This is a genomic window from Neobacillus cucumis, assembly GCF_023715505.1.
The window spans coordinates 388,856-401,689 of the sequence record NZ_JAMBOH010000003.1 but is presented as its reverse complement, the minus strand read 5'-3'; the positions used below and the strand labels follow the sequence as shown (position 1 = coordinate 401,689).

10 protein-coding genes and 1 pseudogene are annotated in these 12,834 nt (G+C 37.6%); 6 read left to right on the top strand and 5 right to left on the bottom strand.

All coding sequences use genetic code 11. The features are described 5' to 3' along the window. Nucleotides 1-57: 57 nt before the first annotated feature. The 3 genes from speD (at nucleotide 58) to M3226_RS07080 (ending at nucleotide 1,755) form a co-directional block, all read left to right on the top strand. The gene (gene speD / locus M3226_RS07090; RefSeq protein WP_251563881.1) at nucleotides 58-867 is read left to right on the top strand and encodes an adenosylmethionine decarboxylase; all 810 of its coding nucleotides are present in this window, start codon (nucleotides 58-60) and stop codon (nucleotides 865-867) included. A 114-nt stretch (nucleotides 868-981) separates the two neighbouring features. Further along, complete coding sequence (locus tag M3226_RS07085) at nucleotides 982-1,407, top strand: SRPBCC family protein (RefSeq protein ID WP_251563879.1); 426 nt, start codon at nucleotides 982-984, stop codon at nucleotides 1,405-1,407. Then, nucleotides 1,408-1,755, top strand: a complete 348-nt coding sequence (locus M3226_RS07080) for an ArsR/SmtB family transcription factor (RefSeq protein ID WP_251563877.1) — start codon at nucleotides 1,408-1,410, stop codon at nucleotides 1,753-1,755. Between the two features lie 56 nt (nucleotides 1,756-1,811). Here M3226_RS07080 and M3226_RS07075 read toward each other — a convergent pair whose 3' ends face one another. Next, complete coding sequence (locus M3226_RS07075) at nucleotides 1,812-3,806, bottom strand: YhgE/Pip domain-containing protein (RefSeq protein WP_251563875.1); 1,995 nt, start codon at nucleotides 3,804-3,806, stop codon at nucleotides 1,812-1,814. A 129-nt stretch (nucleotides 3,807-3,935) separates the two neighbouring features. Between M3226_RS07075 and M3226_RS07070 the strand changes: the two genes are divergently transcribed. Further along, entirely contained in the window at nucleotides 3,936-4,820 is an 885-nt protein-coding gene (locus M3226_RS07070; RefSeq protein ID WP_251563874.1) for a LysR family transcriptional regulator, read from the top strand. A 52-nt stretch (nucleotides 4,821-4,872) separates the two neighbouring features. On the opposite strand, the gene M3226_RS07065 is transcribed toward M3226_RS07070, so the two are convergent. The 4 genes from M3226_RS07065 to M3226_RS07050 form a co-directional block, all read right to left on the bottom strand. Continuing rightward, a complete protein-coding gene (locus tag M3226_RS07065) occupies nucleotides 4,873-6,210 on the bottom strand; it encodes an amino acid permease (protein WP_251563872.1) in 1,338 nt (445 codons plus the stop codon). 398 nt (nucleotides 6,211-6,608) lie between these two features. Then, nucleotides 6,609-6,830: a DeoR family transcriptional regulator gene (locus M3226_RS07060; RefSeq protein ID WP_007086548.1), complete on the bottom strand. Its 222-nt coding sequence runs from the start codon at nucleotides 6,828-6,830 to the stop codon at nucleotides 6,609-6,611. A gap of 721 nt (nucleotides 6,831-7,551) precedes the next feature. Continuing rightward, complete coding sequence (locus M3226_RS07055; protein WP_251563870.1) at nucleotides 7,552-8,487, bottom strand: response regulator; 936 nt, start codon at nucleotides 8,485-8,487, stop codon at nucleotides 7,552-7,554. Nucleotides 8,488-8,491: 4 nt separating this feature from the next. Beyond that, complete coding sequence (locus tag M3226_RS07050) at nucleotides 8,492-9,811, bottom strand: sensor histidine kinase (protein ID WP_308211933.1); 1,320 nt, start codon at nucleotides 9,809-9,811, stop codon at nucleotides 8,492-8,494. 259 nt (nucleotides 9,812-10,070) lie between these two features. On the opposite strand from M3226_RS07050, the gene M3226_RS07045 reads away from it, so the two are divergent. Then, the gene (locus tag M3226_RS07045) at nucleotides 10,071-11,051 is read left to right on the top strand and encodes a glutaminase (protein ID WP_308211934.1); all 981 of its coding nucleotides are present in this window, start codon (nucleotides 10,071-10,073) and stop codon (nucleotides 11,049-11,051) included. 119 nt (nucleotides 11,052-11,170) lie between these two features. Next, a pseudogene (locus M3226_RS07040) lies at nucleotides 11,171-12,463 on the top strand (Glu/Leu/Phe/Val family dehydrogenase). Nucleotides 12,464-12,834 lie beyond the last annotated feature (371 nt).

Genomic DNA, 12,834 nt, shown 5'->3' with positions numbered 1-12,834 from the left:
AATGGGTAATATACAGGTAAATACGCATTAAAGAAGTGTTGCTAAGGGGGTACTGTTATGAAACTGACACACGATCAGGCCATTGAGTTACACGGTTTCAATAACTTAACCAAGTCTTTAAGTTTTAATATGTATGATATTTGTTTTACCAGAACGAGAGAAGAACGGGAAGCCTACTTAAAATATATTGACGAACAATACAGTGCGGAAAGATTGCAAAAAATTTTAAAGCATGTTGCTGAAATTATAGGTGCCCATGTATTAAATGTGGCCTATCAGGATTTTGAACCGGCTGGGGCAAGCGTGACTCTATTAGTATCTGAGGGACCTGTGACACATGATGTTCCTTCAGAATCCTTTGAAGAATCACCAGGGCCGCTTCCCGAATCATTGGTCATGCAGCTAGATAAAAGTCATATCACGGTCCATACATACCCAGAATTTCATCCGGATGAAGGGATCAGTACCTTTAGAGCTGATATTGACGTTTCAACATGTGGGGAGATTTCCCCGCTAAAAGCCCTTCATTATTTAATCAGGTCATTTGAAACCGATGTAATGACGATAGATTACCGAGTTCGTGGTTTTACAAGGGACAAGAGCGGACATAAGCTTTTTATTGATCATGAAATCAACTCAATCCAGAACTATATCCCTGAAGATGTTGGCGAATTATTTGATATGATTGATGTTAATGTTTATCAGGAAAACATCTTTCATACCAAATGTAAACTCCGTAATTTTGATTTGAATAATTATTTATTTGGTTATACAAAGGATAAGTTAACGCCGGATGAACATATTGAAATAACTGAGCGATTAACAATTGAAATGGATGAAATCTTCTATGGGAAAAATATAGTTTAAGTGCTCAAAAACATGAGCTCATAAAAGTGCTTGACGTGAAACCATATGGTGTTATATAGTTTTAATATGAAACCAAATGGTTTCATATTTGAGCTCAATTGAGGAGGATTTTTAGTGGAAAAACAATCACAAGCTACATTAGAGGATATTAAATATACAATTGTTTATAATGCACCAATTGCAAAAGTATGGGATGCGGTCGCAACAGCAGATGGGCTTAGTGCGTGGTTTATGCCAAATGATCTTAAGCCAGTAGAAGGTCATGAGTTTCATATAAATGCAGGTCAATTTGGCATGTCACCATGCAGGGTTACAAAGGTAGACCCGCCAAACCGTCTTTCTTTTAATTGGGGAAAAGACTGGACCTTAACCTTTGAATTAAAGGATTTAGGAGAGAAAACAGAGTTAACGTTAATCCATGGCGGGTGGGATGTTAATAAAATGACGGAATTTGGTGCACCGCATACACCGATTCGTGATAACATGAACAAAGGCTGGGCAGGCCTTGTGAAAAAGCTTCAAGCATATGTTGAGGCGTAAATGGCTGCTGCCTCAGCAAAACATGATGTTTTTCAAGCCATTGCTGACCCAACCCGCCGAAGGCTATTAAAACTTCTTAGTACCCAAGAGATGCCTGTTACAGCGATTACTGAACATTTTCCAATTAGCCGGACTGCCGTTTCTAAACATTTACGAGTTTTATCTGAAGCAGGTTTAGTGAAGGAACGGAAGGTTGGACGAGAAACACGGTACAAGCTGCATCCAGGTCCTTTAGTTGAACTAAAAGACTGGCTCCAATATTTTGAGCTGTTTTGGGAAAACAAACTGGGCACATTGGGACGTTTGTTAGAAGCGAATGATTCAGATTCAGAAAACGATGAATCATAGTAGTAAATCTTAAAATGACAAAAAGTGATACCACAAAGGATATCACTTTTTGTTTTTTAATTAACATGTTGTGTTTTTGAGTGCTGCAAATGACTTGTAATCCAGCCAATCAGGGCCGCGCCTAGTAAATAAATCAATAAAATTACTATTTGCTGCTGCAGCTGTGCCCAATCTCCAAGTGTAATAACATCCTGGAATCCTTGTAACGAGTGAGCCATAGGAAGAACTTTACCAATCTCACTTAGAAAAGGGTTACTCAATTCACCAGGGAATGTCCCGCCGCAGGTAGCTAATTGTAGGACTAATAGAGTAACAGCCATAAACTTCCCAGTTACTCCAAATACCGTTACTAACATGAGAATAAACGTCATAAAGGTTAAGGATACAATAATACTAGATAGGATAAACAAAGGGACACTGGCTACATGGACTTTAAAGCCAAAAAGAACGACTAAATCAACGAATAGTACTTGAATTAAGGCAATTGCATATTTAAGAGCAAGTTTGTTAATAAAATGCTCCGTTCCATTGACGTTCATATCCTGTCTCCGCCCTAAAGGAAGGATATTCGCTGCCATAATCCCGCCAACATAAAATGCTAGAGATAAGAAGTAGGGCATAATTCCTGTTCCATAGTTCGGTACATTAGATAAATCCGATTCAACTAACTGCACCGGTTCTGAAAACATCGATGTTAATTGGTCGGTATTATGGACTTTCGATGTTTTCGCTGCTGCCTCATTCAATTTAACAGCAAGCTCATTGGACCCCGTTGATAATTGCCCCAAACCATCTACCAACTGATTTGTACCTTGATCAAGTTTGTTTCCTCCGCTTGCTAGATCAATGATACCGGTATGAAGTGAATTAAACCCTTGTATCCATTGTGTGAATCCGTGCGATAATTCTATTGTTCCATCAGCAAGTTTTGAAGCACCACTCTCAGCATCCTTCATTTTTGTTCCAAATTGCTTCATGCCGCCTTGAAGCTTTGTCTCACCTTGTACTAAAAGGGAAGTGCCTTGGGCTAGTTGGTTCTGGCCATTATTCATAGAATCTGCCGCCGTTGATAGTCCAGCAGCCTTTGCGGCCATTTGTTGAATTGCAGCATCATCTTGCAGCTCAGGATGACTTTGTAAATATTGTTCAATTGAATTCTTTAGGTCATCCGCAGTACGTTTCAGATTTGCTTGGCCCTGTGCCAATCTTTGTTGGCCCGACGCTAAATCCTTTGTACTTTGAGTCAACTTGTCCATACCTGTTTCAAGACCAGTGTGACCTTCTGCGAGTTTGGATATGCCATCAGAGAGTGATGACGAGCCGTTTTTAATCGTGTCAAGCCCCTTGGCTAACTGATCCTGACCGATCGAGAGCTGCTGACTTCCATCCTTAAGCTTTGCTGCACCATCATTTAAGCTGTGAACACCATCTGAGAGCTGTATCACCCCATTTTTTGCAGCGGTTGTTCCTTGATTGATTTTGGCTGCTCCATCACCGGCATCACGTAATCCGCTTGCTAGTACTTGGAACTTTGAAAATACACCATCTGCATATGACTTGGTAATACGATTCGCGATTTTCGTTTTCATTTTTTCGGTTGCAGTTGTGCTTATTTGTGAGGCAACGAAGTTTTTACCGGGATTTATTTTATATATGAGCTTGGCCGGCTGTGGATGCTCATCCATTAATGTACTTACCTTTTGTGAGAAATCTTTAGGAATTGTTAGTACCATGTAATATGTTCCATTTTTTATTCCTTCATTAGCCTTCTTTTCTGAAATGAAATGGAAATTTAAATCCTTATTACTTTTCAAGTTCTTAACAAAATCTCGGCCTGCGTTAATGGATTTATGATCCATCATAGAGCCTTTATCTAAATTAACCACAGCTACTGGAAGGTGATCTAATCTTCCATATGGATTCCAATATCCGGCGAGGAAGAAGCCTGAATAGATTAATGGAACCATTAAAAGAAAGATTAAGGCAATTCTTCCATGTTTATGATGCCACATCATTTTTAAATCTCGAAATACTAACTTTAGTCCCTTCATAAATACCCCTTTATATTTTTGATTTAATAACATAACCACTATGTTAAATGGAATTTTATATATTGTATAATATATAATTTGTTATGGAATTATAGCTTTAAATCTATTTAATATGAGGGTGTATAAACAATGGAACTTTTACAACTGCAATATTTCCAAACAGTTGCGAGACTAGAACATATGACGAGAGCGGCAGAAGAGCTGCAAATTGCTCAGCCATCACTTAGTAAAACCATAGCCAGATTAGAAGAAGATCTAGGTGTCTCCTTATTTGATCGTAAGAATCGGCAGCTCCAGCTAAATCATTATGGAAGATTATTCTTAGAGCGTGTTAACCGGGTATTTTTAGAATTAAATGAAGGGAAGAGAGAAATTGAGGATGAACTTGAACGTGGTCAAACACAAATTACCTTAGCGGTCAGCATTCCAAAAGTACTTCCTGATTTATTGAGTTCGTTTTTGAAGGAATTCCCTGATATTAAATTTCAACAGGTGCTAGAGTCTACTTCATCAATGAAGAGTCTTCTTGAAAAGGCCGAGATTGACTTCTGTATTTCATCAGTGGAGATTGAGGGCAGTGATATTGTGTGGGAACCACTTATGACAGAACAAATTTACTTAGTCGTTCCCCCAGAGCATCCTTTGGCAAAGAGAGAAAAAATATATCTTAATGAAGTAAAAGACGAGCCGTTTATTAGTATGAATACGGGATTCGGGTTTCGAAATCTAACCGATGAATTTTGTCATAAAGCAGGTTTTGTTCCAAATATTGCTTTTGAAGGAGATGAGCCTGGTGTGATTGGGGATTTGGTCCGGCAAGGATTGGGAGTGGCCTTTATTCCGGAAATATCTTGGATGGGAAATTCAAAGCCTTTTCCTAATAAACTAGAAATCATTGATCCCCATTGCCAAAGGACCATAGGATTAGGCTGGTCAAAAAGGAGATACCTGTCTAATCCGGGTGAGCACTTTCGTCAATTTGTGTTAGATTACTTTTCAAAAATTAATGGCTGATAAAAAATAAAAGGCCAGCAAGTGTGCTGGCCTAATGTTACATGTTATGCATTTATTTTTTTTTATAAATAAAGGAAAGAATGATAAGTATGCCAATTGTTACAAGACTAACAGATGTCCCAATCAGATTATTGGAATTAAATAAAAAGCCAATGAAAATGATGCTTAACGATAAGAGTGCAAAAATCGTTGTATACGGGAACCATGTAACTTTAAAAGCAGGATTAATTTTGTAAAGCGGTCTTAATTTTAACTGGGCCGCACAAATGCTCATCCAAATAATCATAACTGTAAAACCAGGAATCGTCATGAGGTAGCCAATGACTTGGCTTGGTGTCAAATACGCTAAATATACACCAGCCAAAATACAAATACTCGTAATCATAATCCCAATAAACGGTATTCCCTTAGATGAAACCTTTGCGAGAACTTTAGGGGCCACATTACTTTGGGCCATCGAATACAATGTTCTCGATGTGGCATAAATGCCCGAATTTGCTGCTGAAAGGACAGCCGTTAAAAGGACAAAGTTCATAATGTGGGCAGCCCCAGGTAAGCCTGTACTACTGAAAACCTGAACAAATGGACTGTCTTGACCTGTCACTTTATTCCAAGGCATCATCCCGCAAATAATAAGAATCGGTAAAACATAAAAAATAATGACGCGCCAGACAGCGCCTTTAATAATTTTTGGCAAGACACGATCAGCATCTTTTGTTTCAGTAACTGCAACTCCAATTAATTCAGCCCCGCCATAAGAAAACATGACAACTAAGAAGGCACTAAATGTTCCACCCAGCCCGTGCGGAAAAAAGCCGCCGTGCTCAGTATAGTTTGAAAGTGGGTCGTGAAGTCTGCTTGGAATTAAGCCTAAAAGAAGTAAAAATCCTAATATAATAAAGGCAATTAGGGCAATAATTTTAATGCCAGCAAACCAAAATTCCAGCTCGCCATAGTATTTTACTTGGAATAAATTGATGCCAACAATGACAATCGCACATAGAAAGCTGAGCAGCCACAATGGGACATTCGGAAACCAAAATTGAAGAAAACTTCCCGCCGCTAATAATTCAACAACGGTAACTAAAATCCAATTAATCCAGTAAAGCCATCCAACAAGAAAGGAAACTTGAAATCCAAACGCCTTATTAACTAAATGCTGAACATTTAAATTAGGATAAGCGAGCGCCATTTCGCCTAAGGCTGCCATAATAATGAATAACAATAAACCGCCGATTAAATAGGCTATAATTACACTGGGTCCAGCTATATTTAAGGTATCGGAGCTGCCTTTAAAGATTCCTGTTCCAATCATCCCGGCCAGGGCAATAAACTGGACATGCCTCGGCAGAAGCCCCTTTTTTAGATCCTGCTGCTGATTTTTCTTCATATACGTACCTACTTTTCTTTTTTACTTAAACGCTTTTAAGTACTAAAGCATTTTTCTATATTAATATATCATAATTATTATTGCTGTCAAATAGAATTCAAGAATTAGAGGAGACGAAATTGAGTAAAATATTTTGCCTTAAGGAAACTTTATTGGTATTGGTGAATATTATATAGTAATTAGGAGATGATAATATGGTGCTTACCCCTCGTTTACAACGGAGAATTCTAATGTATTCATATGTATTTAAAAAGCTTGGTATTTTATCCGAGCAAGAATTTAACCAAATTACAAATTTTACCTCTCTTCCTGAAAAACGATAATATAATAAACAGTAAAAAGCACGCGATTGACATCGCATGCTTTTTTATGCGGATTGTTTAATTTTATTTTTGAATTTAAGATGACATCTTCACTTTCTTTTGTGTTGTTGTCCATTTTCCGCGGCTTGGGCTAATCACCAAGTCATTATAGGCTAAGACATTTAAATCTCGTTGTATGGTGCGAGGAGTGATACCAAATTCCTCTACAAGTTCTTGAGTCGTAACAGTGCCGTTATTTCTGATAAACATGTAGATACATTTGATGCGGTTTAACATCCGGTTAGTTGAAGGTTTCAAAGAACCACTCCCTATCCTAAATTTCAAACCTATGGCTTAATCCAGCTACCGACGCCTATTTGAAGATTACTCTTCAAGAAATATGTAGTTTCTTTTCCGCGCAGACATCTCCTTTAATGGAATGTGACTGAGGATACTTAGATGTCATACATCTAACTTTATTGTACCCATAATTTCAGAAAATTTCTACCAATATAGTAAAGAAAACAAGATATTCTTCGGTAATTAATGGTAATGGTCTGTTTTTACCTCCTCCTAAATTATTTTATACTATAGAGTATGGGGGAAAGTACTTGGATTATGTTAAAATTATTTGAATTTTTTAACATCGCCTTTACATATGATGGAGCTGTCCTAAACGTTTATTTAAAAGGAACCTTAATGGCGACATAAAGTCAGGCTAAAACTTTATATAATTCCACCATGCCTTTCTCTTTTGGTGCAGAACCTAATACAGCCAATGGTTATATTGACAGTTTAAGGGTGAAATTAGTGACTCAAACTGAGCTTCAAGACTGCTTTTATAAAACGCTTTATCATTTTATTGTAGGAAAAAAGTGTGCTGTTGAAGTTATGTGAGGAATATTCATTTGGTACCAGAGGATATAAGGCAGTACAATAAATGCCTAAATGTATTTTATATGAAAATCTCTTAACAGATAAACTTCACTAAATTGCGGTTCAGTGAAGTTTATATCTGTCTTATTAAAACTTAAATTAATTATTGAGACTCTGAAATGACTCGCTGCGCTTCAAAATAAAGAACTTGAATGAATTTTTTCGTATTGATCCTTGTAAGGGAGGTCGACGGTGTTGAACTATACTTTAATTCTGTCATCTTCTTCCTTACGGATGTAAAATCAAAAAACTTCGAAGCGTAGTTTTCGAACTTCCAATTGGAAAAATCAGCAAGACCTAGGGAAGCAAGATGAGTCATTGATTGTGAAATAGCCCGTCGAACTCGTTGTTCAGAAGCCTTTATTTCTTTTTTTAACTCAGACTCTGATGCGGATGATCCCAGTCTTTTTTTAGCCAGATCAACGAAAATTTCTTTAAGGATGGGAACCCCTTTATTTAACGAATACTCATGTTCATTCTGATATAAGTACTCCAATATATCCAGTAAATCTTTACTTCCGTTTTCGCCAGCGATTCCTAATTCAGATAATAGAACATGACCTGATGTTCTTATATTTTTTTCGTCGAACCATTTTTGTTGTTTATCTAGCGGGTGATACGATTTAAGAACGACATTGAGGGATTTTTGAATCTCGTGTATCGATTTTTCCAATCGAATTCGTTCTATGACTTTCTGAATAATCGTCAGTATTTCTATCCTATTGATTGGTTTGGTTATATAGTATTCACTGCCAAGGGAATAGGCTTCAGCAATCATCTCTTTCGATTCTACTTGAGAGATCATGATGATTTTCCCTTTGAATAATGGTTTAATTTGCCGAATGGTTTCTAATCCGTCTTGAACCGGCATTAAAAAATCGATCAATAGAATATCTATGTTTAACATGTTTAATCTGTTTCCATCCAACAAAGAGCCATCTTCTGCCTCCCCGGCGACTACTCCTAAACCCTCATCTTCAATGATTTGGGCCAGCATCGAACGAACCGCTTCATCATCATCTGTTATATAAAAAAGCATCGAATCACCCTTTCTCCATTAAATGGTTTGCCGGTAATTGAATAATGAAACTAGAACCTGTTCCGCTTAATCGATTGTCGACGAAAATTTCACCTTTAAGCTGTTCAACCATCTCGTTTACAAATGATAATCCCATCCCCGTTGAAGGGTTTCCGGAATGATCGTACTTAGTAGTAAAACCGGGCTTAAAAATTAAATTTTTATGTTTTTTGGCAACACCGGGGCCGGTATCTTCAATTCGGAATTTAACCCAATGCTGGTCTTTTTCTATATTAATAGTAATGGATCCAATATTAACGATGGCTTCTACAGAATTTGTGACTATATTATTGATAATCGACAGAAGGGTAAAAACATGGTATGGAGGATGAACTCCCTCAATGGAATATTCAATTTGAATACTTTTTCCTAGTAAACTTGCATAATTTTCGTTTGTTTTTTTGATAATGGAAACTAGTTCGTCAAGTTTCATATAATCTGTAAAACTTTCACCAGAAATCAGTTTAGAAAGCCCTGCAAAAATACGGTGGTTATCTTTTTTTATCTCATGAACTTCACCGGCAATTATTAATGCCTGCCTGCGGAGTTCCTCGATCGTATCCTCAGCAGTCCCTTCATTTTTCATAACGTTTAAGCTTTTGTATAGATCATATGATTTTTTTGTAATGTTTTCAGCATCCTGCAATGTTTTTTTTAAATGAATGGATTCCTCATATAAATTGGAAATGAGCATGAGCATGTGTTCATTTTGCTTTCTAATTTGCTTTTCTCTTGCCTGTGCTTCATATAGCTGCATCATAGTGAAGAAGCTGATAACTAGAAAGCTGTGTGATACCGCCATAATCAGGATTTCACTTATCGCTGTTAACTTAATCGTTGTCCCCAATACCAAATATTGCATGGTCAATTCTGCGATATTAGATAATAGTTCGATGATGATGCCAATCAATCCCATTAATATGGGCCGGTTATAGAAACGATTGACTTTAGCAACATAAAAGAAGCTAGCATAGGCGAAATAAAAGAAAAAACTGGGAAAATTGGATTCAAAGGAGGAAATCCAATTCAAATTACCTTGGTTGATAAATTCCAGCAGAATGCGAAAACTCACTACTTGAATGGCAGTTAAGAAACCTGGAAAAACTGCTGGAATTTTTCGAAACAACAGCAAAAAGAATAAAAATGTCGGCACCCCAAAACTGATCCGAAACGTTTCATTAATTGGATAAAAATTTAATTCACCTGCTAATGGGACTGTTATCATCATCAAAACAAGGATGAATAGGTCTTTTTTCAATAATAGGCTAATATTCAAAAAGGTCACTTCCTCATTTTTCTGAAAATTAGTATACAGATAGATTCGTTTTAATACAATGCAAACTTTTCTTTTTAACCAATCCAAACTATTTTAAATAAAAAATAAAAAATAAAAAATGTTCTGTAGTTTTTCGTTTTCTTCTGTAGTTCAGATTATAGAATCAATTATATCTTTCTATTAGAAAATAGAAAGCGTTTTCCTTTTGCTGAATTTTTTCCTTAAAAACGTTTAAGAAAGAGAGGATTCGAAGAATTTGATTCAAGAAATTAATAAAGATGCTAAAGATCAGACCCGGAATCAAAAGATGGGTAGCTTGGATGAATGGGTGATGCATTATCGTTCCTATGGAGCTGAAGGGCAATGTGCAAGCTATATTCCTGCTTTGGGAAAAGTCAACCCATCTCAGTTAGGTATTTGTATTGTAGGATCAAATGGAATGGTAATGAAGGCAGGGGATTGGCAAGTCCCTTTCACTCTGCAAAGTATCTCAAAAGTAATCAGCTTTATAGCTGCTTGTGTAAGCCGCGGTATACTCTATGTGCTAGATCGGGTCGACGTGGAACCAACTGGGGATGCCTTTAACTCCATTATTCGTCTGGAAATGCATAAACCGGGTAAGCCGTTTAACCCCATGATCAATGCAGGAGCGATTACCATCGCGTCACTTCTTCCAGGAGAATCATCAAAACATAAATTGGAGTTCCTTTACGAATTTATTGAAAAAATGATAGGGAAACGTCCGAACATCAACGAGGAAGTTTTCCAATCAGAGTGGCTGACAGCGAATCGAAATAGAGCTTTAGCCTACTATTTGAAAGAGACAGGTTTTTTGGAATCTGAGGTGGAAGAAGCCTTAGAGGTTTACTTAAAGCAGTGTGCCATTGAAGTAAATACCGAAGATATAGCCATGATTGGACTGATCCTGGCAAACGATGGATATCATCCGATGCAAAAAGAACAGGTACTGCCCAAAGAAGTGGCCCGACTTACCAAAGCCTTAATGCTTACATGTGGAATGTACAATGCCTCAGGTAAGTTTGCCGCCTTTGTCGGTATGCCAGCCAAAAGTGGGGTATCCGGCGGGATTTTAGCAACCGTTCCTGAAAGCATGAAAAGAGAACTGCCTTTTCATGATGGATGTGGCATTGGCATTTATGGTCCAGCTATTGATGAGTATGGAAATAGTCTGACGGGTGTTAAGTTATTGAAACATCTATCGCAGGAATGGGATTTGTGTATTTTCTAACAACATCTTATAAATACGAGTTTCCAGGGGAAATTTCATTGGACATTTGAAAAATTCATACGAAATTAAGAAAACGATGCAATACCAACTTTTATTCTTCAAAATAAGGAGTGATTTTAATGGCGTTAATAAATACTGTAGAAAGCCTTGCCGAAGAACAGAAAAAAGAAAAGGAATCTCTAGATTTGTTTCTTTCTACACAAACGGTCATAAAAGAGGCGTTGGATAAATTAGGTTATTCAAATAATGAATTTGAATTATTCAAAGAACCCATCCGAATGCTCACTGTCCGCATACCTGTAAGAATGGACGATGGTTCGATCAAAGTGTTTACCGGTTTTCGTTCCCAACATAATGATGCAGTAGGACCGACAAAAGGAGGCGTACGATTTCACCCAGAAGTGAACGAAGAAGAGGTAAAAGCCTTGTCTATTTGGATGAGTTTAAAGTGCGGCATTGCGAACCTTCCTTTCGGTGGTGGAAAAGGAGGCATTAGGTGTGAACCGAGAAATATGTCGTTTGCAGAACTGGAAAGATTGAGTCGTGGTTATGTTCGTGCTATCAGCCAAATTGTCGGGCCTACAAAAGATATACCAGCTCCCGATGTATATACAAACTCTCAAATCATGGCTTGGATGATGGATGAGTAGAGTCGCCTTCGTGAATTCGATTCTCCTGGATTCATTACGGGCAAGCCCCTTGTTTTAGGAGGGTCACAAGGACGTGAAACGGCAACAGCCCGCGGTGTAACCATATGTATTGAAGAAGCGGTAAAGAAAAAAAACATTGACTTGCAAGGTGCTCGAATAGTGATTCAAGGTTTTGGGAATGCAGGAAGTTTTTTGGCCAAATTCATGCATGATGCTGGAGCAAAAGTGATTGGTATTTCGGATGCATATGGTGCTCTTCATGATCCAGAAGGCCTTAATATTGATTACCTGCTCGATCGACGCGATAGTTTTGGTACAGTAACACCTTTATTTAACAATGCAATCACGAATCAAGAATTACTTGAAAAAGAATGTGATATTCTTGTGCCGGCTGCCATTTCCAATCAAATTACAGCACAAAACGCCGATCGTATTAAGGCTTCAATCATAGTGGAGGCAGCTAATGGGCCAACAACCCTTGAAGCAACTAAAATTTTGGATGAAAGAGGAATTCTCCTTGTTCCGGATATATTGGCAAGTGCTGGTGGTGTCACCGTATCTTACTTTGAATGGGTTCAAAACAATCAAGGATTTTATTGGTCACAGGAAGAGGTGGCTGAAAAATTACGAAAAGTAATGGTGGATTCTTTTGAAAATATTTATCAAACAGCACATGTCCATCAAGTAACTATGCGCTTAGCAGCGTATATGGTTGGAATAAGAAAACTGGTTGAAGCCTCAAGCTTCCGGGGCTGGATCTAAAATGCGAGATTTTTCTCTATCTATGGAAGGGAGGAAATTTATTTGTGGATCATCACTGTCCATTCAAAAAACACTCTAAAAATGTTTGAGTATGACACTGAAAAGGAAGCAAAAGAGGCATTCGGAAAAATTAAGGGTTGTAAAATCCTTACTGAGATACTTTACCTTTCGATGTATTCATAGAATCTGTTTAATCAAAATGGGACCTGACCACATAATCCATTTTTATCCTCTGTGTGCAGTGCCGATCTTTACGCTGCATGTATGGTTAACGGGCACTGGTCAAACGATGCTGATGCAATTAAACCGTATTAATAAATGATCTTATCTTAAGATTCTAGCAGCAGGCGGCCACATCGCCGGCACTAACT

What these genes read in the sequence shown, in the direction of transcription:
- speD (WP_251563881.1), top strand. Translation starts at nt 58, where the DNA reads ATGAAACTGACACACGATCAGGCCATTGAGTTACACGGTTTCAATAAC.
- M3226_RS07055 (WP_251563870.1), bottom strand. Translation starts at nt 8,487, where the DNA reads ATGCTTTTTTATATAACAGATGATGATGAAGCGGTTCGTTCGATGCTG.
- M3226_RS07070 (WP_251563874.1), top strand. Translation starts at nt 3,936, where the DNA reads ATGGAACTTTTACAACTGCAATATTTCCAAACAGTTGCGAGACTAGAA.
- M3226_RS07080 (WP_251563877.1), top strand. Translation starts at nt 1,408, where the DNA reads ATGGCTGCTGCCTCAGCAAAACATGATGTTTTTCAAGCCATTGCTGAC.
- M3226_RS07065 (WP_251563872.1), bottom strand. Translation starts at nt 6,210, where the DNA reads ATGAAGAAAAATCAGCAGCAGGATCTAAAAAAGGGGCTTCTGCCGAGG.
- M3226_RS07075 (WP_251563875.1), bottom strand. Translation starts at nt 3,806, where the DNA reads ATGAAGGGACTAAAGTTAGTATTTCGAGATTTAAAAATGATGTGGCAT.